Annotated in this window: 23 protein-coding genes; 12 read left to right on the top strand and 11 right to left on the bottom strand. The window is 71.2% G+C overall.

What is annotated here, in order from left to right; all coding sequences use genetic code 11:
- Nucleotides 1–7 precede the first annotated feature (7 nt).
- Nucleotides 8–475, bottom strand: coding sequence for a hypothetical protein (locus ACIPSJ_RS46465; RefSeq protein ID WP_401355525.1), 468 nt, complete (start codon nucleotides 473–475; stop codon nucleotides 8–10).
- A 188-nt stretch (nucleotides 476–663) separates the two neighbouring features.
- Here ACIPSJ_RS46465 and ACIPSJ_RS46460 point away from each other — a divergent pair, with 188 nt between their 5' ends.
- Complete coding sequence (locus tag ACIPSJ_RS46460) at nucleotides 664–1,410, top strand: phosphotransferase family protein (protein WP_401355523.1); 747 nt, start codon at nucleotides 664–666, stop codon at nucleotides 1,408–1,410.
- Between the two features lie 57 nt (nucleotides 1,411–1,467).
- Here ACIPSJ_RS46460 and ACIPSJ_RS46455 read toward each other — a convergent pair whose 3' ends face one another.
- From ACIPSJ_RS46455 to ACIPSJ_RS46445, 3 genes are all read right to left on the bottom strand, one after another.
- A complete protein-coding gene (locus ACIPSJ_RS46455) occupies nucleotides 1,468–2,394 on the bottom strand; it encodes a GNAT family N-acetyltransferase (RefSeq protein ID WP_401355520.1) in 927 nt (308 codons plus the stop codon).
- Between the two features lie 153 nt (nucleotides 2,395–2,547).
- Nucleotides 2,548–3,525 (bottom strand): hypothetical protein, encoded by a 978-nt coding sequence (locus ACIPSJ_RS46450; protein WP_401355517.1) that lies wholly within the window; start codon nucleotides 3,523–3,525, stop codon nucleotides 2,548–2,550.
- Nucleotides 3,526–3,888: 363 nt separating this feature from the next.
- Nucleotides 3,889–5,118, bottom strand: coding sequence for an MFS transporter (locus ACIPSJ_RS46445; protein ID WP_401355514.1), 1,230 nt, complete (start codon nucleotides 5,116–5,118; stop codon nucleotides 3,889–3,891).
- 110 nt (nucleotides 5,119–5,228) lie between these two features.
- On the opposite strand from ACIPSJ_RS46445, the gene ACIPSJ_RS46440 reads away from it, so the two are divergent.
- The 5 genes from ACIPSJ_RS46440 to ACIPSJ_RS46420 all read left to right on the top strand — a co-directional run bounded on the left by ACIPSJ_RS46440 (nucleotide 5,229) and on the right by ACIPSJ_RS46420 (nucleotide 12,299).
- The gene (locus tag ACIPSJ_RS46440) at nucleotides 5,229–7,799 is read left to right on the top strand and encodes a glycoside hydrolase family 2 TIM barrel-domain containing protein (RefSeq protein WP_401355512.1); all 2,571 of its coding nucleotides are present in this window, start codon (nucleotides 5,229–5,231) and stop codon (nucleotides 7,797–7,799) included.
- 108 nt (nucleotides 7,800–7,907) lie between these two features.
- On the top strand, nucleotides 7,908–9,296 hold the full coding sequence (locus tag ACIPSJ_RS46435; protein ID WP_401355510.1) for a glycoside hydrolase family 43 protein: 1,389 nt from the start codon (nucleotides 7,908–7,910) through the stop codon (nucleotides 9,294–9,296).
- A gap of 235 nt (nucleotides 9,297–9,531) precedes the next feature.
- Nucleotides 9,532–10,011 (top strand): hypothetical protein, encoded by a 480-nt coding sequence (locus tag ACIPSJ_RS46430; protein WP_359214694.1) that lies wholly within the window; start codon nucleotides 9,532–9,534, stop codon nucleotides 10,009–10,011.
- 110 nt (nucleotides 10,012–10,121) lie between these two features.
- On the top strand, nucleotides 10,122–10,841 hold the full coding sequence (locus ACIPSJ_RS46425) for a class F sortase (protein ID WP_401355508.1): 720 nt from the start codon (nucleotides 10,122–10,124) through the stop codon (nucleotides 10,839–10,841).
- A gap of 93 nt (nucleotides 10,842–10,934) precedes the next feature.
- Nucleotides 10,935–12,299 (top strand): cytochrome P450, encoded by a 1,365-nt coding sequence (locus tag ACIPSJ_RS46420; RefSeq protein WP_401355505.1) that lies wholly within the window; start codon nucleotides 10,935–10,937, stop codon nucleotides 12,297–12,299.
- Between the two features lie 37 nt (nucleotides 12,300–12,336).
- Here ACIPSJ_RS46420 and ACIPSJ_RS46415 read toward each other — a convergent pair whose 3' ends face one another.
- The 4 genes from ACIPSJ_RS46415 to ACIPSJ_RS46400 all read right to left on the bottom strand — a co-directional run bounded on the left by ACIPSJ_RS46415 (nucleotide 12,337) and on the right by ACIPSJ_RS46400 (nucleotide 17,811).
- Entirely contained in the window at nucleotides 12,337–13,344 is a 1,008-nt protein-coding gene (locus ACIPSJ_RS46415) for a LacI family DNA-binding transcriptional regulator (RefSeq protein WP_401355502.1), read from the bottom strand.
- A 2-nt stretch (nucleotides 13,345–13,346) separates the two neighbouring features.
- Nucleotides 13,347–14,660, bottom strand: coding sequence for a glycoside hydrolase family 27 protein (locus ACIPSJ_RS46410; protein WP_401355499.1), 1,314 nt, complete (start codon nucleotides 14,658–14,660; stop codon nucleotides 13,347–13,349).
- A 17-nt stretch (nucleotides 14,661–14,677) separates the two neighbouring features.
- A complete protein-coding gene (locus ACIPSJ_RS46405) occupies nucleotides 14,678–16,201 on the bottom strand; it encodes an alpha-N-arabinofuranosidase (RefSeq protein ID WP_401355496.1) in 1,524 nt (507 codons plus the stop codon).
- 164 nt (nucleotides 16,202–16,365) lie between these two features.
- Complete coding sequence (locus ACIPSJ_RS46400; protein ID WP_359214677.1) at nucleotides 16,366–17,811, bottom strand: glyceraldehyde-3-phosphate dehydrogenase; 1,446 nt, start codon at nucleotides 17,809–17,811, stop codon at nucleotides 16,366–16,368.
- A 176-nt stretch (nucleotides 17,812–17,987) separates the two neighbouring features.
- Between ACIPSJ_RS46400 and ACIPSJ_RS46395 the strand changes: the two genes are divergently transcribed.
- Complete coding sequence (locus ACIPSJ_RS46395) at nucleotides 17,988–19,181, top strand: hypothetical protein (RefSeq protein WP_401355492.1); 1,194 nt, start codon at nucleotides 17,988–17,990, stop codon at nucleotides 19,179–19,181.
- Nucleotides 19,182–19,202: 21 nt separating this feature from the next.
- On the opposite strand, the gene ACIPSJ_RS46390 is transcribed toward ACIPSJ_RS46395, so the two are convergent.
- Nucleotides 19,203–20,138, bottom strand: a complete 936-nt coding sequence (locus ACIPSJ_RS46390; RefSeq protein ID WP_401356021.1) for a LysR family transcriptional regulator — start codon at nucleotides 20,136–20,138, stop codon at nucleotides 19,203–19,205.
- Nucleotides 20,139–20,252: 114 nt separating this feature from the next.
- Between ACIPSJ_RS46390 and ACIPSJ_RS46385 the strand changes: the two genes are divergently transcribed.
- Nucleotides 20,253–20,894: a LysE family translocator gene (locus tag ACIPSJ_RS46385; protein ID WP_401355489.1), complete on the top strand. Its 642-nt coding sequence runs from the start codon at nucleotides 20,253–20,255 to the stop codon at nucleotides 20,892–20,894.
- 31 nt (nucleotides 20,895–20,925) lie between these two features.
- On the opposite strand, the gene ACIPSJ_RS46380 is transcribed toward ACIPSJ_RS46385, so the two are convergent.
- Complete coding sequence (locus ACIPSJ_RS46380) at nucleotides 20,926–21,546, bottom strand: TetR/AcrR family transcriptional regulator (RefSeq protein WP_401355487.1); 621 nt, start codon at nucleotides 21,544–21,546, stop codon at nucleotides 20,926–20,928.
- Nucleotides 21,547–21,691: 145 nt separating this feature from the next.
- On the opposite strand from ACIPSJ_RS46380, the gene ACIPSJ_RS46375 reads away from it, so the two are divergent.
- The 4 genes from ACIPSJ_RS46375 (at nucleotide 21,692) to ACIPSJ_RS46360 (ending at nucleotide 23,893) form a co-directional block, all read left to right on the top strand.
- The gene (locus ACIPSJ_RS46375; protein ID WP_401355484.1) at nucleotides 21,692–22,153 is read left to right on the top strand and encodes a cupin domain-containing protein; all 462 of its coding nucleotides are present in this window, start codon (nucleotides 21,692–21,694) and stop codon (nucleotides 22,151–22,153) included.
- Nucleotides 22,150–22,494: a hypothetical protein gene (locus ACIPSJ_RS46370; RefSeq protein WP_401355481.1), complete on the top strand. Its 345-nt coding sequence runs from the start codon at nucleotides 22,150–22,152 to the stop codon at nucleotides 22,492–22,494. The genes ACIPSJ_RS46375 and ACIPSJ_RS46370 overlap by 4 nt, the downstream gene beginning before the upstream one ends.
- A gap of 267 nt (nucleotides 22,495–22,761) precedes the next feature.
- Nucleotides 22,762–23,316 (top strand): DUF402 domain-containing protein, encoded by a 555-nt coding sequence (locus ACIPSJ_RS46365; RefSeq protein WP_401355479.1) that lies wholly within the window; start codon nucleotides 22,762–22,764, stop codon nucleotides 23,314–23,316.
- A gap of 91 nt (nucleotides 23,317–23,407) precedes the next feature.
- Nucleotides 23,408–23,893 (top strand): hypothetical protein, encoded by a 486-nt coding sequence (locus tag ACIPSJ_RS46360; RefSeq protein WP_401355476.1) that lies wholly within the window; start codon nucleotides 23,408–23,410, stop codon nucleotides 23,891–23,893.
- Between the two features lie 76 nt (nucleotides 23,894–23,969).
- On the opposite strand, the gene ACIPSJ_RS46355 is transcribed toward ACIPSJ_RS46360, so the two are convergent.
- A complete protein-coding gene (locus tag ACIPSJ_RS46355) occupies nucleotides 23,970–24,740 on the bottom strand; it encodes a DeoR/GlpR family DNA-binding transcription regulator (RefSeq protein ID WP_401355473.1) in 771 nt (256 codons plus the stop codon).
- Nucleotides 24,741–25,071 lie beyond the last annotated feature (331 nt).

Below are 25,071 nucleotides of genomic sequence, written 5' to 3'. Positions count from 1 at the left end.
GCCGGGATCAGGAGCCCCAGGTGCCCTGGTCCACGGCGCAGTTCCACCCCGTGCCGTGCAGCGCGAACTTCACCTTGTAGGTGCTGGTGTTCAGCAGGTGCGTCTGCACCTTCACCCCGAGGCTGGCCTTCTTCTTCAGCGTCGTCGTGTACACCGACACCGTCTTCGACGTCTTGTGGGTGACCTTGCCGCCCTTGGCGGTGGCACTGCCGAAGCGGATGTTCTTGACGTCCGTGACGGTGAACGTGACCTTCTTGAAGCTGGTGGTCGCGCTCTTGTTCTTCACCGCGAAGTACAGGCCGCCGTTGGTCACCCAGCCGCTCGAGTTCACATAGAAACGGCTCGGATAGACGATGTCGACCGGGCACCCCGTGCTCTGCGGCGCCTCGGCCCGCGCCGACGCCCCGGTGGCCAGGCCGAGCTGGGCGGCGGTGACGATGCCGGTGGCGACCAGCACCCCGAAAGACGTGTTCATACGGTTCACTGTGGTGATACCTCCCCCTGTGGTACTCATCGGACCGTAGAGAAGATTCCCATCTCGCCCACCCGAAAGCAGCCGAATTTCCACAGGACTTCCATAGAGGGCCTGTCCGAACTCCAGTCCGGGCCAGGTTGAGTGGAGGGCGGTGACGTCGGCGATCACCTCCGGGATACTGGTCGTCCATGGATGAGGTCGAAGTCGTCGTCGCCCATTCCGAGCGCGCGACGCTGCGCGTGGGTGACGTGTTCCTGAAGGTGGACGCCGACCAGGCGCGCATCGACGCCGAGGTCGAGGCGATGGCCCTGGCGCCGGTCCCGACCCCGGAGATCCTGTGGCGCAGGCCGCCCGTGCTGGCGCTCGCCGCACTCCCGGGCACGACACTCGGGCGCCTCGGCGGGCCGTCGACCGGGTCGCCGGCGGCGTGGGCCGCGGCGGGCGCCGCCATCCGGAAGCTGCACGACGCGCCGCTGCCGGCCCGGCGGGGACAGGCCGGCCGGAGCATCGACGCGCTGACGGCGGAACTCGACGCCGAGTGCGCGTCGCTCGTGACGAACGGCGTCCTGCCCGCCGACCTGGTCACCCGCAACCGCCAGGTCGCCCAGGCCGCGCTGCGGCCGTGGACTGCGGCGTTCACCCACGGCGACCTGCAGATCGCGCACGTCTTCGTCGACGGTGACGAGGTCACGGGCATCATCGACTGGTCCGAGGCGGGCCGGGGCGATGCCCTGTACGACCTCGCCACCTTCACCCTCGGCCACGAGGAACACCTCGACGACGTCATCGCCGGCTACGGCACCGACATCGACCTCGACGTGATCCACGCATGGTGGTCGTTGCGGAGCCTGCTGATCGTTCGCTGGCTGACCGAGCACGGCTTCGACCCCTTCGCGCCGGGCTGCGAGGTCGACGTGCTGAGATCCCGGATGTGAGGCCGCGCGGGCCGGGCCGCCACCTGTGCGTTCACCGGCCCGCCCGCCCGTCGTCCCTCAGCCCGCGACCATCTCCCAGGTGTCCACGGCGAAGTGGACGGTCATGCCGTGGCGGGCGTACAGCTCGGGTGCCCCGGTCTCGTTCGCGGTGTCCACGCCGAGCCCCACGGTCCGCCGTCCCCGCGCGGCGAAGGCCGCGAACGCGTGGCGGAGCAACAGCCCGCCCAGGCCCCGCCCGCGGGCCTCGCCCAGGACGCCGATGCTGCGGATCCAGCCCATGGCCTCCCGGTCGTCCCGCGCGATCAGGAAACCGGCGTCGCCCGGTCCGTCCGTGGCGACGATCCACACCAGCGACCAGTCGAGCCCGTCGGCGTCGATGTCGTTCAGCCACTGCCGGTAGGTCCGCGGCTGGAAGTCGAAGTGCTCGGCGAAGGCCGCCTGGTACAGCGCGTGCACGGCCTCCCGGTCCGCCTCACCGGCACACGACCGCACCCGGACGCCCGCGGGTGGCTCGGGCAGCGGGCCGTCGGCGGGCCGCAGCGCCCTCTCCAGCACGTGGTACCGGCGTACGACGGTCCAGCCCCGCGCGCGGACGAGCGCCTGGTCGACGGTGGGCGCCACGTTGAGATGCAGGTGCAGCACGGCCCGTTCGGCGCCGTTGGCCCGGGCCATCTCCAGGGCCCTGGCCTCCAGGGCCGCCAGGAGCAGCTGTCCCGCGTCCTGGTGGTCGGGGAGCACGTAGTGGTCGGCGTCGATCCGCTCGCCGTGCGACTCGTCCCAGACCAGCGCGTACGCCACCAGCCGTTCGCCGTGGAAGGCCAGCCAGGAGTCGCGCGCCAGATCGACGTCGGGGTGGTGGAGGTCGGCCTCCACCGTGTGCAGATCGGTCTCCGGCCGCCCGATCTCGATGCGGTCGATCTCGTTGAGGAGACCGGTGACGGCCGGCGCGTCGGCGAGCGTGGCGGGGCGCACGAAAGGGGACATGGGGGCAGCGTCCGGGAGGCGGCCGGCCGGCCGCAATCGAGTTTTCGCCTTCCCCGCCCGCCATGGCGTCGGGCGTCGGGCGTCACAAGGGGGTGACCTCCGCGCCGTCCGCGGCGGGCGGGCGGTCGGCGCTCAGGGACCCGGTGGCGTGCGTCAGAGGGACCGGATCCGTCCGATCGCGTTGCCCAGCAGTTCGGTGAACCACACCGTGCGGTCCGGGCCGGTGGTGAGCCGGAAGGGTGCCTTGTCGGGGCCGTGCGGCACCCGTACGACGGTGATCCGGCCGGCTGCCGTCACCCGGCCGATCCGGCCGGACTCGTCGGTGAACCACACCCGGCCGTCGGGCCCCGCGGCGATCCCACCGGGGTCGCCGTCGGCGTCGGGCAGCCGGTACCGGGTGACGTGGCCGGTGCGGTCGATCCGGTCGACGGAGTTCGACCCGGACGCGGTGAACCACATCCCGCCCGGCCCGGCGACGATGTCCTCGGGGAAGTCCACGTGGCTCGGCAGCGGGAACTCGGTGATCCGGCCGCCGGGTCGGATCCGCCCGATCCTGCCGCCGGCCAGCTCGGTGAACCAGAGGGCTCCGTCGGCGCCCGCCGCGATGCCGTACGGGAGGCTGTGCGGTGTGGGTACCCGGTACTCGGTGATCCTGCCCCCGGCCGTGATCCGGCCGATCCGGTCGGTGCCCAGCTCGGTGAACCACAGCGCGCCGTCGCGGCCCTGCACGATGCCGGCCGGGGCACTCGCGGCCCTGGGCAGGGCGAACTCGGTGACGGTGCCGGACGTGGTGATCCGTCCGATCCGTCCGGCCGACTGCTCGGTGAACCAGAGGGCACGGCCCGGTCCCGCGGCGATGCCGAAGGGGCCGCTGTCCCGGGTCGGGGTGCGGTAGTCGGCGACCGTGCCGTCCGTGGCGATGCGCCCGATCCGGCCCGCCGCGGACTGGGCGAACCACAGGGCGCCGTCCGGCCCGGCGGTGATTCCGGCGGGCAGGCTGTCGGCGGTGGTGGTGATCGGATACTCCGTCACATCCCTGGCGTCGGCGCGGGCGGGGGCCGCGACGGCCGAGGCGCCGGTGAGGGCGCCGAGCAGGAGGGCGAACAGGCGGCGGGGGAGGCGGCCGGGCATGTGGGGCCCTTCTCGGACGCGGTGTCGGGTCGAGTCCCGGACGCGGGGGCCGAGTCTCGGACGGAGTGTCAGATCGAGGCTAGGCGCGGTGGCACGGCCGTACGACCCGGCCCGTCCGGACGGGGGAGGCGATGCCGTCGAGGGAGAGAGGCGAAGGGGCTCGGGAGGCGTCATTGACATCACCGGTCCGTCCCCTACCGTGGAACTCAGCACAGCATGTCGCACTGCTTTCGGCATATCGAACGACAGCTCGTGGGGCGGGGAACGGGACTCCCTCGCCCCACGCCCTCGACATGCGGAGGACCCCGTGCCCCCGATCCTGAACGGACGAGCCCGCCCCACCCCGGCCGGGGCGTGACGGGTTCAGGACGCGGCCGTCACCGGTACCCGCTCCGGTCCGGCGGCCGTCCGGCGGCGCTCCGCCCAGCGCACGGCGGGCGGCGCCGCCAGTCCGGTGACGGCGAACAGCGCGCCCATGACGTACCAGCCGGGCCGGCCCCGGTCGATGCACAGCCAGATCAGCAGGCCCGGGCCGAAGGCCTCGGCCAGCCCGGCGCCCATCCCGAAGACGCCGAGGTACTGCCCGGTCGCCCGCTCCGGGGCGAGCCCGAAGGACACCTCGAAGCCCGCCGCCGCATGCCACAGCTCGCCGACCGTGTGCACGACCACCGCCCCCAGCAGCACACCCGTCGCCACCCGGCCGGGCACCCCGGCGGCCAGCGGGATCAGCGAGCAGGAGAGGAGGAACGCCATCCCGGCGCGGCGGTAAGCGCGCCCGCCGGCCGCCGGCGAGTCGACGCCCCTGCTCGCCCGCACCTGGAACGCGACGACGATCACCGTGCAGGTGAGCATGGTGCCCGAGACGAGCCAGCGCGGCGCGGCCGTCGCACCGATCAGCCACAGGGGCACGGCCACGGTCAGCACCTTGAACTGCACCGCCATGACTCCGTCCAGAGCGGTCAGCAGGAGATACGGCCGGTCCCGCAGCGCCGCCCGGCGGGGGCCGTCGGCGGCGGCAGCGGGTGTGACCGGCGGCAGGGCGAGAAGGACCAGCGCGGCGGCGGCACAGGACACCGACAGTCCGACGACCAGGAGCCGGTACGAGGTGACCGTGCCGACCTGGACCGCCCAGCCGGCGCCCAGCGCGCCGACGGAGACGCCGACGTTGGTCACGGCCCGCAGATAGGCGCGGAACTCCTGCGGGCGGTCGCCTCCGTAGTGCCGGATCAGGGGGCTGCGGGCCGCCGTCCCGGCCGCCTTCGCCGCGCTCGCCACGGACACCACGAGGACGAACGGCCAGAAGGCGGCCGTCGACAGGAACGCGGCCGTCGCCAGCGACTGCGCCACGAGCGTGGCCGCGTACACACCGCGCGCCCCGCGCCGGTCCGCCAGATGGCCGACGGCGACGGCCAGCGCCAGGGAGACCAGCCCCGCGACCGCGAGCCCGAGCCCCACCTGTCCGGCGGGCAGCCCCACGGCCTCGGTGAAGTACAGCACGCCCGCCGTCAGATACAGGCCGCTGCCGACCGTGAAGACGAGGTTGGAGAGGGCGAGGACGCGCTGCGGGCCGGTGTCCGGCATGAGTCGGGGCATGGCAGGACTCCGCGTCGTGAGGCGACGGTAAGGACCCCGACAGCTTGTTGCATATTACTTGCAGGAACAAACCCTTTGCTGAATTCCTCTCAGGAGACGGAGAGCCGACCATGAGCGAACAGCACACCGGCGGAGTGACCCGACGTCAGGCCCTCGGGCTGGCCGCGGCGACGGCGGCGGCCCTGGAGGTCGGCCTGCCGGCGGCGCGGGCGGCGGCCACCGCTGCCCGGGTGCCGCGCGAGCGGTCCTTCGACGCGGGCTGGCTCTTCCTGCGCGGCGACCCCGACGGCGCGCAGCAGCCGTCGTACGACGACACCGCCTGGCGCACGCTGGACCTCCCGCACGACTGGAGCATCGAGGACCTGCCCTACGCCGGCTCCACGGACGGCGCCGCCACCAGCGACCCCTCGCTGCTCGTCCTCAAGGACCCGGACCCGGCCCAGCCCCCGGCCCCGCAGGAGATCGGTCCGTTCGACACCGCGCGCAGCCAGAACGGCGGCTCGACCGGCTACACCGTCGGCGGCCTCGGCTGGTACCGCAAGCACTTCGAACTCGACGCGGAACACGCGGAGTTGCGCTTCGACGGCGTCTACCAGAACGCCGACGTCTGGCTCAACGGCGTCCACCTCGGGTTCCACCCCTACGGCTACACCTCCTTCGCGTACGACCTGGGCCCGCACCTCGACCGCACGGGACCCAACCTGCTGGCCGTCCGGGTCGACAACAGCGGGCGCAACAGCCGCTGGTACTCGGGCTCGGGCATCTACCGCCACACCTGGCTCACCGTGACCGGCCCGGTCCGCATCCCCCTGTGGGGCGTCCATGTCACCACCCCCGAGGTCGGTGCCCAGCGCTCGACGGTGCATGTGGAGGTGACCGTCGAGGGCGCTCCCGCGGAGGTGCGCGTCACTGTCCTCGACCCGCACGGCGACCCGGTCGCGACCCGGCGCACCGCCACCGGCACCACCGGCACGGCCGCCCTCGACCTGCCCGTCCGCTCCGCCGCGCTGTGGTCCCCGGACTCGCCCGATCTCTACACCGCCCGCGCCGAGGTGCTGGTCGGCGGCCGGGTCGTCGACACCGTCAGCACCGCCTTCGGCATCCGCTCCCTGCTCTGGAACGGCGAGGTCGGCTTCCGGCTGAACGGCGAGACCGTCAAGATCACCGGCGGCTGTGTCCACCACGACCACGGGCCGCTGGGCGCCGTCGCCCTCGACCGTTCCGAGGAACGCCGGGTCGAACTCCTCAAGGCGGCCGGCTTCAACGCCCTGCGCACCGCCCACAACCCGCCGACCCCCGCCCTTCTCGACGCCTGCGACCGGCTCGGCATGCTGGTGATGGACGAGTTCTTCGACGTCTGGGACACCGGGAAGAACCCGGACGACTACGCGCTGCACTTCGCCGAGTGGTGGGAGCGCGACCTGACCGCCACCGTCCTGCGCGACCGCAACCACCCCAGCGTGGTGATCTGGTCCCTGGGCAACGAGATCACCGACACGACGAACGGCCGAAGGGGCGCCCAACTGGCCGCCGCCGTCCGCGCCCTCGACCCGACCCGCCCCCTCACTCTCGGCGGCGGCTCCACCTTCAGCGCCGACGACCCGTCCTGGAGCTATGTGGACGTCGGGGACGTCCACTACAACGCCAACGGCAAGACGTACGGCCCGATGCACGACGCCCACCCGGAGCGGGCGATGACCCAGAGCGAGGGCTTCCCGGCCACCATCCACCAGGACACCAGGTTCGTGGAGGAGCACGCCTGGGCCGTCGGCAACTGGGTGTGGGCCGCCTGGGACTACCTCGGCGAGTCCGGCATCGGCAAGACGCCGATGGCTCCGGAGGGCACGGCCGCCTCGATCGGCGACCAGAGTGTCATGCCGGGCTGGTCCCTGGCCCGTACCCTGCACCACTCCTGGGGCGGCTTCGGCTATCCGTACCCCTACTTCCAGGGCAACTGCGGCGACCTGGACCTCATCGGGCAGCGCAAGCCGCAGAACCACTGGCGGGCCGCGCTCACCGGCCGCAGCCCGGTGGAGGTCCTGGTGGAACGCCCGACGCTGCCCGGCACCGAGCAGGTCGCCGTCTGGTGGGGCTACTTCGACGAACTCGCCGGCTGGACCTGGGACGTGGATCCCGGCCATCCGATGACCGTGCACGTCTACACGCCCGGTGACGGCGTCCTGCTCCTGCTCGACGGCGAGGAGATCGGCCGGGCGGCTCCCGAACGCGCCATGGCCACCCTCACCGTGCCCTACCGGCCGGGCGAGCTGACGGCCGTGGCGTTCCGCGACGGCGGGGAGATCGGCCGGACGGCCCTGCGCACGGCCGGTGCCCCGGCGGCCCTGCGTCTCGTCCCCGACGTACGGTCCCTGACCACGGGGCGCGACGACCTGGCCCATGTCCTCGTCGAGGTCGTCGACGCGCACGGCCGGCTCGTCCCCGACGCGACGGTCCAGGCCGGGTTCGAGGTCGGGGGCGCCGGTGAGCTGGCCGGGGTCGCCAACGGCAACCCGCACAACGTGGACAGCTTCCGGCGCCCGCGCCACCACACCTGGCACGGCCGGGCGCTGGCCGTCCTGCGTCCCGGCAAACAGCCAGGTCACATGAGGCTCACAGCGACGGCCCCCGGACTGCGTCCGGCGACCCTGACGCTCGCGGTGGAGAGTGGGAAATCCGAGTAACTCCCTTGTTACGCAAGGATTGACGCGCCTCACGCGTCCCTCTAGTTTCTGATCGGTTTTCCGAACCGCGTCCGATATCTCGGACAATCCCCCCTGTCTGGAGCGCACATGAACGGCACCCCCCTGTCGCGCCGCCACTTCCTCGGCATGACCGCGACCGTCCCCCTCGCCGCCACCGGTGCCCTGGCCCTCGGCGCCGGAAGCGCACAGGCCGCCACCAACTCGGCCTACGTGATGTGCTATTTCACCGAGTCCCCGGACATGCTGGCCGCCAACTACGGCCTGCACCTGGCCGTCAGCACCGACGGCCTCCAGTGGACCCCGCTCAACCAGAACAACCCCGTCGCCACCCCCACGGCCGGCTCCCTCGGCCTGCGCGACCCGTTCATCCTGCGCAAGCAGGACGGCACCTTCGTGGTGCTCGCCACCGACCTGAACGGCACCGACTGGACCTACGTCAGCCAGTACATCCACGTCTGGGACTCCACCGACCTGCGCAGCTTCACCGGCTACCGGCGGATGAAGCTGCACGACATGGACACCCACAGCTGGGCGCCGGAGGCGTTCTGGGACGCGGGCCGCGGTCAGTACGGCGTCATCTACTCCGCGGTCAACAGCAGCGGCCACAACGTCATCATGATCAACTACACCGGTGACTTCGTCACCGCCGGCGACCCCCAGGTCTTCTTCGACCCCGGCTACGACGTCATCGACGGCGACCTGGCGGTCGGTGTCAGCGGCGTCAACTACCTGTACTTCAAGAAGAACTCCACGCTCGTCGGCGCCCGCTCCACCTCACTGGACCCGGGCAGCTTCACCGAGTTCAGCACGGCCGTCTCGCACAACGGAACCGAGGCCCCGACACTGGTCAAGTCCCTCACGTCCAGCTCCACCTGGTACCTGTGGGGCGACACCTGGGACCCCAACGGCGTGTTCTACGCCTGGCAGACCTCGGCCCTGTCGGCCGGCACCTGGACGGCCCTCGACCAGAAGACCTACACCCAGCCGCTCAACTCCAAGCACTGCGGCATCCAGCCGATCACCTCGACCGAGTACACCAACCTCGTCGCCCAGTGGTCCACCCCCACCTGGAACCGGCTGAAGTCGTACAACTACCCGGCCCGGTACGTCCGGCACAGCAACTTCGTCGGCCGGATCGACGAGTACGCCTTCGACCCGTACACCGACGGCCTGTGGAAGCTGGTCCCGGGCCTCGCCGACAGCAGCGGCGTGTCCTTCCAGTCGGTCAACTACCCGACCCGCTATCTGCGCCACTACAACTACCAGCTGCAGCTCGACGTCAACGACAGCACCACGTCCTTCGCGCAGGACGCCACGTTCTACCGTACGGCCGGCCTCGCCGATTCCTCGTGGTCCTCGTTCCGGTCGTACAACTACCCGACCCGCTACATCCGCCACTCCAACTACGTCCTGCGGATCGACCCCATCTCCACGAGCACGGAGCAGGCCGACGCCACCTTCTACGTCGGCTACTGACGCGGCGGCGGGCCCGCTGTCCGCGGACACGCCGACGGCGGGCCCGTTCGTGCCCGAATGGCGGTGTGCCCGCCCCGAGGATTGACCCAGCCGGGCGGTGTTGGGCGTGTCGTCACCACGGATGGGCGGCCGGGATGGTGCCGGGCGGGGGCCTGGCTGACGGTGGTTCATGTCGGAGCCGGGTCGTTACAGCTGATGGAGTATCGGCGCCCGGCCACGGCGGAAGGACATCGAGATGCGTTCTGCCCGCATGATCCTCGCGACGACGGCCGCCACCGCCGCCCTCGCGTTCGCCGCCCCCGCGGCCCACGCCGCGGTCGCGGGTGACTGGGACGACGGAGGCCGTGACGACTCTTCCTACAGCAGCAGCGACAGCAAGTTCGACCCCGACACCTACAAGGACCAGGAGGACGAGGGCCAGGGAGGCAAGGGAAACCAGGGAGGCAAGGAGGACCAGGGAGGTAAAGGAGACCAGAGCGGCAAGGGAGACCAGAGCGGTAAGGGAGACCAGGGCGGCAAGGGGGACAAGGGCGACGACCAGGGCGGCTCGTGGGGTGACGACGAGGAGAGCGGCAAGCCGCACGGCGGCATGCACACCGGAGGCGGCGGCCTCGCCACGCCCGGGGTCACGGCCGGCGGGCTGGCCGTCCTCGGCGTAGCGGCCACCGGCGCCTACGCGCTGCGGCGCAGGAGAGTCCCGGGCTCCGTGTCCTGATGGGCATACGCAGCCGGGGGCCGCGGTGCCGCCGACGTCCGACACGCCGACGGCACCGCGACCCCCGTTGCCGACCATCCCGCTGCCGTGCCCCAGAAAGGTGATCCCCGATGGCAGCTGGCGCCTCCTCCCCGCGCCCCGGCGCCCCGCACGCCGACCCCCCGCACACCGTCGGCGCGCCTCCCGACAGCCCGAACACCGGGGAACCGGACGGCCCGCGTCGCGGCGGACGCTTGCCCGTGTGGGCCGTGGCCGTGCTGCTGCTGGCCGTGGCGCTGTTCGGCGGACACGGCAAGGCCTCCGACGGCTCGGGCACCGCGCCCACCGAGAGCGCGGACGCGGCCCCCTCGGCCGGTGTCCGCGGGACCGCCACGGCGCTGTCCCGGTCCGCTCCGACGCGTCTGGTGATCCCGAAGATCTCCGTGGACGCCCCCTTCACCGACCTCACCCTCGGCCCCGCCGGCCAGCTCCAGCCCCCGCCGTCCGACGACATCAACCTCGTCGGCTGGTACTCCGGGGGACCGGCTCCCGGTGAGGCGGGCACCGCGATCATCGCGGGCCATGTCGACACCAAGATCTCGGCGGCCGTCTTCGTCCGGCTGGACGAACTCGAACCCGGCGACCGCTTCACGGTGAGCCGAGCCGACGGCACCGACGCCCACTTCGTGGTCGACAGCGCCGACACCTTCGCGAAGGACGACTTCCCGAGCGAACGCGTCTACGCGGACACCCGCCGTCCCGAGGTCCGGCTGATCACCTGCGCCGGCGACTACGACCACGACGTCAAGGACTACACGGAGAACCTGGTGGTCTTCGGCCACCTCGTCTGATTTCGAACGCGTGATCGCGTGTCGGACAGCACAGATTGGGCCATGGCCGGAGATGGGCAGCCATGAGCGAGGTCATGATCGCCGTGAAGGGACATGAGACTCGTGACGCTTGTGGCGCCTCCCCCCATACCCAGGGCGGCGGGTTCGCTCCCGCTGCTGGGTCACGCCGTACAACTCGGCCGGGACAACCTCGCCTTCATCGCCGGACTCCGCGAGAAGTACGGCCCCCTCGTCGAGATCACCCTCCAGCCGGGCACCCGCACCATCGTCGTACAGGACCCCGAACTCATCCGGACGATGCTCACCGACCTGGGACCGAGCCTGGACAAGGGCCGGTTCTTCGAGAAGATGGGCCAGTTGATGGGCGAGTCGGTGGTCACCGTCGCCGGGCCGGAGCATGTCCGGAAACGGCGGCAGCTGCAGCCCGCTTTCGGCCGCGCGGAGATCGCCCGCTATGTCGACCTGATGCGCGGCGAGGCCGACTCCGCCGTGGACCGGTGGACCGAGGGCGAGGACCTGGATGTCCGTGAAGCCATGGTCAAGCTCTCCCTCGACATGCTCGTGAAGACCGTGTTCTCGGGCAGCATCAACGCAGAAACGTTTACTCAGCTGCGGCGCGACCTCTCCGTGGTCATGAACGGGGTCGGCGTCCGCATCATGCTGCCCGACTGGTTCGAACGCCTGCCCCTTCCCTTCAACCGCCGCTTCGACCGCGCCCGCGACGACGCGCGCGCCACCATCAACGAAGCCATCGCCGCACTCCAGGCCACCGGCACCGGCACCGGCGACATGCTCTCGATGCTGATGGCCGCCACCGACGAGTCGACCGGGGAGCCGCTGACCGAGGACCAGATCTGCTCGGAGATCCTCACCCTGGCTGTGGCGGGCACCGAGACCACGGCGTCCGTGCTGTCCTGGATCCTCTACGAGCTCGCCCGCGACCCCGCGATCGAGTCCCGGGTCCTGGCCGAACTCGACGAGGTGCTCGGCGACCGTCCGGTGGCCTTCGGGGACATCACCCGGCTGCCCTACCTGGACCGCGTGATCAAGGAGGCGCTGCGGCTGCACCACACCGGCTGGCTGGTCACCCGCCGGACGATGACCGAGACCCGGCTGGGCGACTGGACCCTGCCGCCCGGCACCGAACTCGCCTACTGCCAGCACGCCCTGCACCGCGACCCCGCGTTCTTCCCCGACCCCCTGGCCTTCGACCCGGACCGCTGGCTGGACGGCGAACGGAGCCTGCCGCCGGGCGCGTTCCTGCCCTGGGGCGCGGGCCGGCACAAGTGCATCGGCGACCGGTTCGCCGTCACCGAGCTGATCACCGCCCTGGCGACCCTGCTCCGGCGGGTCCGCCTGGAGCTCGACCCCGGCCGGACCGTCCGGCCGGTGGCCCGGGCCACGGTCCGGCCGCGCACCCTCGTGATGCGGGTACGGTCACGCACCGCGGCGGAGTGACGCCGGCGGGGGCGAGGTAACAGGGCGGCCGACCGGTTCAGCCGCCCGTCGACTCCCGCACCACCAGGCGGAAGGGACCGGTGAACTCCTCCCGCTCCGGCCCGGGCCCGGCCCCGTCGATGCGCGCCGCCAGCAGGGCGACCGCGCGTTCGGCCATCAGGTCGTGGTCCGGGTCGACGGTGGAGAGGGAGGGGACGAGATACGCGCTCTCGTCGACGTTGTCGAAGCCGATCACCCTGACCTGCTCCGGCACCCGGATCCCGGCGTCGGCGAGCGCGCGCAGCACCCCCATGGCCACCGAGTCCGTCACACAGAACACCCCGTCGGCGTCGAGGCCGTCCGCCAGCCTGTCCCGGAGGGCACGGGCGCCCCCTTGCATGGTGAGCGACTCGGCGGTCACGACCAGCTCCGGATCCGCCGGCAGGCCCGCGGCGGCCAGCGCCCGCAGGTACCCGGTGTGCCGCAGGGTCGACACACCGGCCTCGCCGCCGAGCCGCCCGCACACGATCGCGATCCGCCGGCAGCCCCGCTCGACGAGATGACGGGTCGCCGCCTCCGACGCGGCCTCGTTCGGCATGGCGACGTGGTCGACGGGACCGCCGAAGATCCGCTCGCCCAGGATCACCACCGGATGGTCGACGTCCAGCGCCTCGGCATCGGCCGGCCCCATCCCCACGGTGGCGAGGATGAGGCCGTCGTAGAGCCGGTTGCGGGACAGCGACAGAGCCGCCAGCTCGCTCTCGCGGCGGGCACCGGTCTGCTCGATGCTCACCCGGAGGCCGTGCCGGTCGGCCGCCGCGATGATCGAGGCGGCCAGCCGGCCGTAGTACGGGCGGTTGATCTCGGGGACCGCCAGACCGATGGTCCCGGTACGGCCCTTGCGCAGGTTGCGGGCGGCGACGTTGACCCGGTAGTCGAGCCGGGTGATGGCCGCCAGGACGCGGTCCCGGGTGGCCGGGCGGACGTTGGGGTGGCCGTTGATCACGTTGGAGACGGTCATCGCCGACACCCCGGCCGCCTTCGCCACGTCCTGGATGGTCGCCACGCTCACTCCCGTCCGCTGTCCTCCCCGCCGGCCTCCGCAAGACGATAGAGGGCGGCGCCGTGCGGGGGCAGTTCGACGACCAGCCGCCGGCCGTCGTGGGCGGTGTCGGCGTGGGTCCACAGCTCCCGGACCCGGTCGCCGGGCAGGGCCCCGACCGACCCCAGCGGCACCTCGAAGCGGCGCGCCTGGTCCGCGAGCGAGAACACCGCCGCGTACCGGGTGCGCCCGTCGGTGTCCCGGGCGGTCCACAGCACCAGGTCCCGTTCGCGCAGCACCTCCCGGTTGCCGGTGCTGTGCCACAGGACGTCGAGCGCCTCGTCGTTGCTGAGCAGGGCGATGGTCTCGGGCGGTGAGGTGGGCAGGTCGCCGCCCATCATCAGCGGCGAGCGGGAGATCAGCCAGAGGGTGAGGAGGCTGGTCTGCTCGGCATGGGTGAGGGCGGACTGCCGGTCCGCGCCCCGCTCCGCGCGGATGCCGATGTGGCCCAGCGGCAGCATGTCGGCGTCCGCCCAGCCGGGGCCGTCCTGCCAGGGGGCCCAGCGGGCCATGCGCGCGAACTGCGCCTCGACGTCCTCCCAGCGGTCCCACAGGTCGTCGCAGACCCGCCACATGGTGGCGTGCTCCCGCAGATGGTCCAGGCGGGCGACCGACATGTCGGTGCCGGGGGAGAGGCTCAGCTCGATCGGGCGCCCGCTGCGCTCGATCGCCCGTGCGTAGGCGGCGATCTCCCGCTCGTGGTACGGGAAGAGCATGTCGTCGGCCTTGACGAAGTCCACGCCCCATGCGGCGAACTGGGCGACCTGCGCGTCGTAGTACGCCTGGGCGCCGGGATGGTCGTGGTTCAGGCCGTAGTTGTCGGAGTTCCAGGGGCAGACGGAGTCGGTGTCGGCGACCTGGTCGGCGGTGAACTCCGTGCCTAGCACGGGCAGTTCGGCCGCCACGGCCCGCCGGGGGATGCCGCGCATGATGTGCAGCCCGAACCGCAGGCCCATGGCGTGCACCCGCGCGGCCAGCGGCCCGAACCCGGCCCCGGCCGTGGCGGAGGGGAACCTGTTGGGCGCCGGGAGCTGGCGGCCGTGGCCGTCCAGGACGAGCGGCGCGTCCGGGTTGTAGCCGTGGGAGCGCGCGGTGGGTTCGTACCACTGGATGTCCACCACGACGGTGTCCCAGCCGTGCGGGAGCAGGTGCTCGCTCATGAACTCCGCGTTGGCGAGGACCTCGTCCTCGGTGACGGTGGTGCCGTAGCAGTCCCAGCTGTTCCAGCCCATCGGCGGGCGCAGCTTCCGGGCGGGCAGCGGGCGCGGGGATCGGGTCATGTGCGCACTCCTTCCGGTCAGCGCTGGTTCAGCGGGGCCTGGACGGTGACGAACGAGTGCGGCGGGAGGGTGAGCCGCAGTCCGCCGGGGGTCACCGCCAGGCCGTCGAACGGCCGCGGCGCGACCGTCGTCGACGCCTCGGGGGTGTTGTGGGCCTGGAGCCTGTCGGCCGTGAGGATGCGCGCGGCCGGCGTCCCGAGGGTGCCGCCGCGCAGGTCGAGGGTGACCTCGGCGGGTTCCTCGGCGTCCAGGTTGCTCACCGAGACCAGCACCTGGCCGTCCTTGACGCTGGCGGAGGCGGACAGCGTCTCCAGCTCCCCGTCCCCGGCCCGGCGCCGGGCGCCCTCGCCGTTGAGGTGCACGGTGAGCGAGGTGGCGTCCTGGTGGCCCTTGTTCATCTCGAAGACGTGGTAGCTCGGGGTCAGGACGAGTGCGTCGCCGTCGGTGAGGATCATCGCCTGGAGGACGTTGACCGTCTGGGCGATGTTGGCCATGTGCAGGCGGGCGGCGTGCTTGTGGAAGATGTCGAAGTGGGTGCTCGCCACCAGCGCGTCGCGCAGGGTGTTCTGCTGGAAGAGGAAGCCGGGGTTGGTGCCGGGCTCCACGTCCCACCAGGTGCCCCACTCGTCCAGGACGAGGCCGACCGTGCGGCCCGGGTCGTAGACGTCCATGACCGTGGAGTGGCCGGTGAGGATGCGGTCGATACGGCGGGCCGACAGCAGGGTGCGGTAGTAGTCGTCGGTGTCGAAGTCGGTGGCGCTGCCCTTGGCCTCCCAGGGGCCCGCGAGGGTGTAGTAGTGCACCGAGAGGCCCTGGAAGAAGTTCTTCGGGGTGGCCTCGCAGCCGAAGCAGCTGATCTGCTGCATCAGGGTCTCGGTCCACTTGTAGTCGGCGTCCGAGGCGCCCGAGGCGATCCGGTAGAGCTTGTTGTCGCCGTGGTCCCGGCAGTAGGTGGCGTACTGGCGGGCCAGGTCGGCGGAGTACTCGGCGCGCATGTTGCCGCCGCAGCCCCAGGTCTCGTTGCCGATGCCCCAGTACTTCACCCGCCAGGGCTCCTCGCGCCCGTTCTCCTTGCGCAGCCGCACCATCGGGCTGTCGCCGTCCCGGGTGAGGTACTCCACCCACTCGCTCATCTCGCGGACGGTCCCGGAGCCGACGTTGCCGCTGATGTAGGGCTCCGCGCCCAGCAGCTCGCACAGGGCCATGAACTCGTGGGTGCCGAAGTGGTTGTTCTCCTCGACGTTGCCCCAGTGGGTGTTGACCATCCGGGGCCGCTGCTCGCGCGGTCCGATGCCGTCCCGCCAGTGGTACTCGTCGGCGAAACAGCCGCCCGGCCAGCGGAGATTGGGGATGTCCAGGGCGCGCAGGGCCGCCACGACGTCGAGGCGGATGCCTCCTTCGTTGGGTATCGGGGAGTCCTCGCCGACCCAGAAACCGCCGTAGACGCAGCGGCCGAGATGCTCGGCGAAGTGGCCGTAGAGATGGCGGCTGATCGTCGGGCCCTCGATGTCGAGGTTGATGATCGCGGTGGCGGTGGGCACGCGGGTACTCCTGTCCAGGCCTAGGGTTGTTCGATATACAGAACGGCGTTCGTGACTCCGGTTGTATCGATAAAAAACTGCCATCGGACCGTGGCCGCGTCAAGAGCGCGGACGGCCCGGCCCCCTGCGGTCGCAGGGGGCCGGGCCGTCGGAGGCGGGGAGGGTCAGACCGCCGGGGAGGGGAACGTCGGGTACTCCACGCCCGAGACGTGCTGGACGACCCGGACCACCTGGCAGGAGTAGCCGAACTCGTTGTCGTACCAGAGGTAGAGGATCGCGTTGTCGCCCTCCACCTTCAGCGCGCCGGCGTCGACGATCGACGCGTGGCGCGAGCCGATGAAGTCGCTGGAGACCGCGTCCGGGGCGGTGATGAAGTCGATCTGGCGCTTGAGCGGCGAGGTCAGCGACACCTCGCGGAGGTAGTCGAGGACCTCCTCGCGGGAGGCCTCGCGGGCCAGCTGGAGGTTGAGGATCGCGATCGACACGTCCGGCACCGGGACCCGGATCGAGCTGCCGGTGATCCGCGCCTTCAGGTCGGGCAGCGCCTTCGCGACGGCGGAGGCGGCACCCGTCTCGGTGATCACCATGTTGAGCGGCGCGGACCGGCCGCGACGCTCCGACTTGTGGTAATTGTCCAGCAGGTTCTGGTCGTTGGTGAACGAGTGCACCGTCTCCACGTGCCCGCGCAGCACCCCGTACTCGTCGGCCATCGCCTTCAGCGGCGGCACGATCGCGTTGGTGGTGCAGGACGCGCAGGACAGGATCTGCTCGTCCGGCTTGACGGTGTCGTGGTTGACGCCGTGCACGATGTTCGGGACGTCGCCCTTGCCCGGCGCGGTCAGCACGACCTTCTCGATACCGGGGCGCAGGTGCTTGGACAGACCCTCGCGGTCCCGCCACTTGCCCGTGTTGTCGATGAGGATGGCGTCCCGGATGCCGTACTCCGTGTAGTCCACGGCGGACGGGTCGTCGGCGTAGATCACCTTGATCTCGTTGCCGTTGGCGAGGATCGTGCTGTTCTCCTCGTCCACGGTGATCGTGCCCTGGAACTGGCCGTGGATGGAGTCCCGGCGCAGCAGCGAGGCGCGCTTGACGATGTCCTCGCCGCCGGCCCCGCGCACCACGATGGCGCGCAGCCGCAGGCCGTTGCCGGAGCCGGACTTCTCGATGAGCAGCCGGGCGACCAGACGGCCGATGCGGCCGAAGCCGTACAGGACGACGTCCCGCGGTTCCCGCTGCTCGATCTTGTTGGCGCCGGTGGCCCCGGCGACCGCCTCCGCGGTGAAGGCCTCGACGCTCAGGCCCCGGTCGTCGGCCTTGTGGGTGGCCGCGAGCATGCCGATGTCGATCTGGGACGGGCCGAGGTCGAGCGTGGTGAGCGCCCGGAGGAAGGGCATCGTCTCGGTGACCGAGAGCTCGGCGCCGTCGATCTGGCGGGCGAAGCGGTGGGTCTTGAGGATGCTGACCACCGACTTGTTCACCAGGGAGCGGCTGTGGAGGAGGACCGTCACGTCCCGCTCCCGGTGCAGCTTCCCGATGATCGGGATCATCGACTCCGCGATCTCCTCACGGTTCTTCCAGTTGGTGAACGAGTCCTCGTTGACAGTCACAGACCTGCATCTCTCGATCGAGCTGGGTGGCGCTCATATGGTAAACCGACAGGGGAATGATCGATCAAGGGGGTCTCCGTGTGATGCGGGTCGCCCGGGTCTGAACGGGTGCGGAAGACCGTAAGAAACCTCCGTGACGCGTTGCGCCGCCGCGGGCCGCTGCCGATCGTCGGAGCGTGAGCACGTCATCCGTCCCGCGGCCCGGATCCGCCGCGCAGCTCGGTCCCGCCCACCCCCCGGCCCTCCGCCGCACCCCGTCCGGCCCGGCGCGCGCCCTGGCGCTCTTCACGGCCGTCCGGCTCGCCGGAGTCGCCGCCGTCGTCGCGGCGAACCACTTCACCGGACGCCCCCTGGTCAGGGACCTGGCGCACGCCTGGGACGCCCGCTGGTACCAGCACATCGCCGCCCACGGCTACGGGCACCTCATCGAGATCACCCGCCAGGGAGCCGTACAGACCGACTGGGCGTTCTTCCCGCTCTACCCCGGACTCGTCCGTGCCCTGACGACCGTGCTGCTCCTCACCCCCGGCCAGGCCGCCTTCCTGGTCGCCGCGGCCGCCGCCGCGGTGGCGGCCTGGGGCATCCACCGGATCGGCGACCACCTGTACGGCGGCGCCGTCGCCACCGCGCTGGTCGTGCTGTGGGCGGTCCTGCCCCAGTCGGTCGAACTCACCATCGGCTACACCGAGTCCCTCTTCTCCGCCCTCGCCGCCTGGTCCCTGTACTGCGTGCTCAAGGGCCGCTGGCTGTGGGCCGGTTCCCTGGCCGCCCTGGCCGGTCTGTCCCGCCCGAGCGGCTTCGCGGTCGCGGCGGCCGTCGTGGTCGCGGGCGGGTACGAAGCGGTACGACGACGGGGCCGCGTCCCCGTGGAACTGTGGGCGGGGTGCCTGCTGGCCCCGCTCGGCTGGCTCGGCTACGTCCTGTGGGTGGGACACCGCACCGGGGACCTGCTCGGCGGCTACTTCGAGGTGCAGCGCGCCTGGAGCTCCCGCTTCGACTTCGGCGCCGGGTCCCTGCGTTTCCTCAAGGGGCTGCTGCTGCGCGGCGGCGCCTTCGTCCACACCGTGGACCTGGCGGTCGTCGCTGCGGGCGTACTGCTCTTCTGCCTGCTGTGCCTGGACCGGGCCCCGCTGGTCCTGGTGGTCTTCGCGGGGGTCCTGGTCCTGGTCGTCGTGGGCGGCTCGGGCGACTTCTCCTCCAAGCCCCGCTTCCTGCTCCCCGCCTTCCCCCTGCTGATCCCGCTGGCCCGGGCCCTGGTCAGGAGCCGCCGGGCGCGGCCGGCGCAGGCGGTCCTCGTCGTCGGCGCCCTCACCGCGGTCTCGCTGCTGTTCGGGGCCTACGTCATGACGGTCGCCCGCTCACCCTTGTGAGGCCTCAGCCTGGTGGCGGCCTCATCCCTGTGACGGCCAGGCGTCCTTCAGCTCGGCCGCCACGTCCAGCAGCAGGGCGCAGAAGACGTCCGCCAGCGGGGTGAGCGCGGTGTCGGAGCGGGTCACGGCGTGCAGATCGCGGTGGAGCGGCGGCTCGGCGATCGGGCGGTGCGTGGTCCCGGGGACCCGGGTGAGGGCCAGCCGGGAGACGAGCGCCACGCCGTAACCGGTGCTGACCAGCGCCTGGGCGAGGTCGTACGACGCCGTCTGGAAGCGGATCCTGGGCGTGAACCCGGCTCCGCCCGCCGCCCGGTCGAGCTGCTCGCGGGCGGCGTGCCCGGCCAGGATCGTCACCCAGGACTCGTCGCGGAGCTGCTCAAGGCGCAGCGGTGTGCCGTCGGGGGAGCCGGTGACCAGCGGGTGGTGGTCGGGCAGCACGATCACCATGGGGTCGCGCAGCAGGGTGTGGACGGCGACGTTCGGGAGCGGCTCCGGGGGCAGGGCCCAGGAGGCGATCACCGCGACGTCGAGCTCGCCCGCCGCGACCCGCTCGACACCGCGGTCGGACAGCAGGTCCTCCACCGACACGTCCGCCTTCGGATACCGGTGGCGCAGCGCGGTCAGGGCGGGCGGGAGCAGATGCAGCGCGGCGGCCAGGAAGGCGCCGACCCGCAGCCGCAGCGACAGATGACCGAGGAGCGCGGCGAGCCGCTCGCCGGCCCGGTCGGTCTGCTCGTCGATGATCCGCCCGTGCTCCGCGAGCAGCGCCCCGGCCGCGGTGAGCGACGCCCCGCGCGGCCCGCGCACCACCAGCGGCGCGTTCCAGTCTCGTTCCGCCCGGGCCACCTGCTGGGTCACGGCCGCCGGAGTGACACCCAGCGCGTGCGCGGCGCCGGTGAGCGAGCCATGGCGGTCGATGAGGGCGAGCAGCCGCAGCTGGCCCGGATCCGAGGTCATCGTCACTAAATCATCTTAATGCTGACCGATAGATCCCTAACTTCTCTTCACACGTGCCCCGCGCCAGCCTGGTGGTGGATCGCCTCCCACCCCAGGAAGAAGGTCAGCGGCACCGTGCCCACCCATCTGCCCCTGTTCGTGATCACCACCTGGCTGCTGGCCGTGCTCCCGGGCGCCGGGCAGGCGCTCATGATCCGCCAGACCCTGGAGTTCGGCCCCCGCCCAGCCCGGGCCACCGTCGCGGGCAACGCGACCGGACTGCTGGTCTGGTCGACCGCCGCCGCGGTGGGCCTCTCCGCCGTCCTTCTCGCCAACCCGCACGCCTATCTGGCGGTCCGACTCGCGGGCGGGGCGGTGCTGCTCGCGCTCGGGGTCAGCACCCTCAGGGCGGCGGCCCGGCAGGCCGCTGCCGACACCTCCTCCGTGAGCGCCACGGGGGCCGCGGCCGTCGGCCCCAGCGGGCTCTGGGGTGCGTACGGCGCCGGCCTTGGGACGACGCTGGGCAACCCGAAGGCCGGAGTCTTCGCCGTCTCGGTGCTCCCGCAGTTCGTCTCCCCGCACGGTCCCGTCCTGCTGAGCAGCATCGCGCTGGGCGTCCTCTGGGCCGTCGTCCAGGTCTGCTGGTACCTCCTCTTCACCTGGGCCGTCGGCCGCGGCCGGGCCCTGGTGTCCCGCCCGGCGGTCCGCCGCACCCTGAACATCGTCACCGGCGTGGTGCTGTGCGGGCTGGGCGTCGCGGTCGCCGGGGGCGTGTGACGGGGGCGTGTGAGCGGCGGGCGCCGGGGGTTCAGTCGGCGGCGGGGGTCGCGACCGCTGCCGCGACCGCTGCTGCGGTCATCTGCCGTGCCGTGGTCACCAGGCCGGCGATCGCGTCGTCGGGAGCCAGGTCACAGAGGTCGATCAGAGCGAACAGCGACTCGGCGCTGATCACCAGGGCGAGCCCACGCACCAGTTGTTCCACGTCCGAGCGTCCTGCGGAGCCGGACCTTTCGATCCAGGGGGCGAGAGCATGCTCGATGAGTCCGAAGCGGTGCGCGGGACGGTCCTTGGCCGTCGAGGGTTTCGCGATGGTCGAGGCGACGACCACCCGGACGGCGCCCTGCCGCCGCAGCACCGCCCGGCCCAGGATCTCCGCGGCCTGACCGATCCGTTCGACGGGGTCGTCGCTGCGTGTCGCCGAGCGCAGGACCGCGACCAGATCCTCCGACATCACCGCGGCACGCAGGAGCGAGAGGAGGTCGGGAAAGTAGCGGTAGGCGGTCGCTTCCGAGACCCGCGCCCCGGCCGCGACCTTCGGCATCGTGATCTCCGCCCCGGTATCGGCGAGGTCGCGGGCCGCCGCCACGATCGCCGACCTGGTGCGTTCCATCTGACTGCTGAGCCCGTGCGGGCCACTCCGCTCGACCATGATCGTCCTTTCCTGCCGACCGAGAGCATACCGGCGGGATCACCATCGCTATGAGAGCACACTCTTTTTTTGAGAGTGGACTTGCATGCGGATCGCCACTGATCATATGGTCCTGGTGTTCGCAACCACCAGGCAGGGAGGCTTCATGGCCAAGGTGTCGATCATCGGTCCCGGCGAGGGCGAGTTAATCGCCAGCGGGCCCTCGACGATCCGGATCCTCGAAGACGGCAGCAACACCGAACACCGGCTGGGAATGGGCGAGATCACGATCCCGCCGCACACCCCGGGTCCTCCGCAACACCGCCACGCACAGCACGACGAAGGCTTCTACGTACTGTCGGGCCGCGTGCGTTTCACCGTCGGGCAGGAGGACTACGACGCCGGAACCGGCACGTGGGTCATGGTCCCGCCGGGCGCACCGCACACCTTCGCCAACGTGAGCGACGAAACGGCGGTCATGCTCAACACCTTCACCCCGGACCTGTACGTGCAGTACTTCCGCGACCTCAAGGCGATGGTCGACTCCGGGCAGCCGTTGTCGCACGACTCCATCGCGGCGGTCTGGACGAAGTACGGCACCGAACCGTCGACCGACTACGCCTCGTGAACGCCCTGCTTGCGGCCAACGCCGTCGCGGCTGTCGCCGCCATCGCCTTCGCGCTCGTGGGAGGTGCGCGCCCGGCGGCGCTGAGCGACAGCGGCACGCCGAGTGCCGGGGAACGCTTCTACGGCTGGATGTACGCGACCAGGGGAGTGCCACTGGGGGTGGCTGCCCTCGTCGCACCGCTCGCGTGGTCGGGGCCGGCCAGTTCACTCATTCTGTCCGCGGCGGCCGCGGCCCAGGTGGGCGACGCCGCCATCGGGATCGCCACGCGGAAATGGACGATGATCGCGGGTGCCTCGCTCCTGACGGTCGTACACGCCGCGACGGCCGTCGCCACCGCGTGAGCGCGGCTCACTCCCGGCCGCGCATTCGGCCCGGCGCCGGCGGCAGCGGCAGGACGCGACGTACTCGGTCTTGGAACGATCGTGCATGGGGCAGCGAAGGGTCCGACGCGCAACCTCCGCGACCGCGTTGCGCGTCATGATGGCCGGGGGTGCTCCATGCGACGGTTCCGGCCGGGTGAGACCGCTGTTCGACGCGATGTGTTCCGTCAGAAGGTGTGGAGCGCGCAGGCGTTCCACGTCGTTGAGGACGGGGCTGAGGCGCTTGTCGTGGGGTGCGTTCCCGGCGCGGAGGTTCTGGCTCCGACGACCTGGATCGAGTGGCTGCTGACCGGCGACGACGAACTGAGGTTTCAGGCCCTGCCGAACCTCGCCCGTGGTTCGTGGCGGCTCGGGCACTGGTCCTGGCGCGACACGGCGCATCTGCAGTGGGTCCCGCCGGGGGCATGGTTCAGCGTGAACGCGTTCTACGACGCCTCGGACGGCCATCGGCTGACTCACTGGTACGTCAACTTCCAGCGGCCGATGCACCGCACGGCCCTGGGCTTCGACACCTTCGACCTCCTCCTGGATCTGGTCGTAGCGCCTGACCTGTCGCGGTGGGAGTGGAAGGACGAGGGCGAGTACGCCCACGGCCGTCGGCTCGGCGTGGTGAACGACGCCGATCATCGGGCAGTCGAAGAAGCCCGCCGGCAGGCGGTGGCGATGGTTGAGGAACGCGGCGGACCGTTCGCGGCCGGGGCGCACTGGCGGGACTGGCACCCCGAGCCCAACGGGCCGCCCCCCGCCCTGCCCGCCGACGTCCGGACGTTCGGTCTCGACTGATCGGCCGACGCCCGGCGGCAACGGGCCCCTGTGCCTTGGGCCAAGGGGAAACGGGAGTGCGGTGAGCCGATGAGCCCGGCAGCATGGCGGGGTGGCCGACCTGTTGTGGGATGACGTGAAGTGCTTCTTCGACCTTGACCTGGTGGGGTCGTTGCCGGACGTGCGGGTCCCGAACACCTCGGTGGAGGACTGGCAGGAGGTCCTCGACCTCGTCACGGAGAAGGGCTGGACGTGCCAGTACTCCGAAGGACAAACGGTGCTTGCGGTCCCTCGGGCGGAGACCGTGCTGTCCCGTCCGGCGGGTACCGAGTTCCCGGAGCTGCGGGTCTGGCCGACGGCCGATGTGCTGGTGATCTTCCGCTTCCAGGCCGATGACGATGTCGACTTCGATGTCGACCTGCGGGAGTTGCAGGGCCAGGACCGACTCGATGTGTTCTGCGACTTCCTTCGGGAGATCGGGCGGCGGCTGGGCAAACCGGTGCTGATGGACCCGGAAGGCGACTACGGCCATCCGGTCCTCGGCTTCGACGTCGAGGCCGATCGAGTCGTCCTTCTCGCCAACTCACCGGACAGGTAGGCGACCAGGCAGCCCAATTCCCTCGCGACCTCCGGCGGTCGGCTGGTCCACTAGGACCAGTGCTGTTCCTTGCTTGTCAGCCGTCGATTGTGGCCGAAGCCGTCAGCACCACCCTTACACCGGCTTCCCGCAGGGCCACACAGGTCGCGTCGTCTTTGGATGCGTTCGTGATGATTATGTCCAGGTCCTCGGGACCGCAAATCTTCACCATGCCGGTTCCGGGGAACTTGGTCTTGTCGGCCAAGAGCACCACCTTGTCGCCAGCGGCGATCATGGCTCGGCGGGCGGGCACCTCGGCCACGGTGGTGTCCATGACCTGGCCCCCGGGCCGGAGGCCGCAAGCACCCATGAAGAGCCAGTCTGCGTGAACCTGGCGGAGGTTGTCCTCGGCCATGAAGCCGTCCAGCATGCGTGACTCACGGACGACCATGCCCCCCAGCAACATCAGGTCGACGTTCTCGTCACTGATGAGTTCGTCATACACAGCGAGGTTGTTGGTGATCACGGTGATCCGGCGACCGCGCAGCTGAAGTGCCAGCCGGTGGACCGTTGTGCCACTGTCGAGAATGACCGACTGGCCGTCCTCGACCAATGCGGCTGCTCGGGCGGCAATGGCGTCCTTCTCCGCCACCTGAACTTCGGCGGCCTCGTTGAAGGGCGGTTGACCATCCTCGATCACTGCTCCGCCGTGGACGCGGGTGATCAGCCCGTCCGCCTCCAGTTTGAGGAGGTCCCGGCGGATAGTTGCCGCGCTGGCGTCAAGCTGCTCGGCGAGGTCGGTCACGGAGGCAGTGCCGCCGGAACGCAGGGACCGCAGGATGAGTTGGTGTCGTTGTTCAGCCAGCACGCAACGGGACACTACACGCTGCCGGGTAAGGCAACCTCCCTGCTTCTAACCGCAGTTGACGACCAGGCATACAGACCCAGGCGGCCCTGACGCTGTGCCGCTCGCCCAGCCCACGAACCGATCGGTTCAGACCGCTCGAAGACGGACCAGGGCACCACACATCGTCGAGAGACTGCTCACTCTCGTGCAGGGCAGGTGGCTCTGATGGCCGTCCGTCGCATTGTGTTGGCTGTTTTAGACGCCATTTCATTTGGTGAGTCGGCGGTGACATATGAGGGTCGCGGCGATGGCGGTGAAGGCGAGGAAGTGTTCCGGCTTGCGCTCGTAGCGG

Origin of the sequence: Streptomyces sp. NPDC090088, from assembly GCF_044747345.1 — a bacterium.
In the GTDB taxonomy this organism is placed as follows: Bacteria; Actinomycetota; Actinomycetes; order Streptomycetales; family Streptomycetaceae; genus Streptomyces.
Note: the sequence above shows the minus strand (reverse complement) of the source record. Positions and strands in the feature narration are given on the sequence as shown.

Bases quoted from the DNA above. Each gene is read 5' to 3' on its own strand.
- ACIPSJ_RS46375 (WP_401355484.1), top strand. From the start codon at position 21,692: ATGGCCAAGGTGTCGATCATCGGTCCCGGCGAGGGCGAGTTAATCGCC.
- ACIPSJ_RS46450 (WP_401355517.1), bottom strand. From the start codon at position 3,525: ATGCCCGGCCGCCTCCCCCGCCGCCTGTTCGCCCTCCTGCTCGGCGCC.
- ACIPSJ_RS46430 (WP_359214694.1), top strand. From the start codon at position 9,532: ATGCGTTCTGCCCGCATGATCCTCGCGACGACGGCCGCCACCGCCGCC.
- ACIPSJ_RS46410 (WP_401355499.1), bottom strand. From the start codon at position 14,660: ATGACCCGATCCCCGCGCCCGCTGCCCGCCCGGAAGCTGCGCCCGCCG.
- ACIPSJ_RS46425 (WP_401355508.1), top strand. From the start codon at position 10,122: ATGGCAGCTGGCGCCTCCTCCCCGCGCCCCGGCGCCCCGCACGCCGAC.
- ACIPSJ_RS46465 (WP_401355525.1), bottom strand. From the start codon at position 475: ATGAACACGTCTTTCGGGGTGCTGGTCGCCACCGGCATCGTCACCGCC.
- ACIPSJ_RS46440 (WP_401355512.1), top strand. From the start codon at position 5,229: ATGAGCGAACAGCACACCGGCGGAGTGACCCGACGTCAGGCCCTCGGG.
- ACIPSJ_RS46420 (WP_401355505.1), top strand. From the start codon at position 10,935: ATGAGACTCGTGACGCTTGTGGCGCCTCCCCCCATACCCAGGGCGGCG.
- ACIPSJ_RS46460 (WP_401355523.1), top strand. From the start codon at position 664: ATGGATGAGGTCGAAGTCGTCGTCGCCCATTCCGAGCGCGCGACGCTG.
- ACIPSJ_RS46390 (WP_401356021.1), bottom strand. From the start codon at position 20,138: ATGACCTCGGATCCGGGCCAGCTGCGGCTGCTCGCCCTCATCGACCGC.
- ACIPSJ_RS46380 (WP_401355487.1), bottom strand. From the start codon at position 21,546: ATGGTCGAGCGGAGTGGCCCGCACGGGCTCAGCAGTCAGATGGAACGC.
- ACIPSJ_RS46435 (WP_401355510.1), top strand. From the start codon at position 7,908: ATGAACGGCACCCCCCTGTCGCGCCGCCACTTCCTCGGCATGACCGCG.
- ACIPSJ_RS46455 (WP_401355520.1), bottom strand. From the start codon at position 2,394: ATGTCCCCTTTCGTGCGCCCCGCCACGCTCGCCGACGCGCCGGCCGTC.
- ACIPSJ_RS46445 (WP_401355514.1), bottom strand. From the start codon at position 5,118: ATGCCCCGACTCATGCCGGACACCGGCCCGCAGCGCGTCCTCGCCCTC.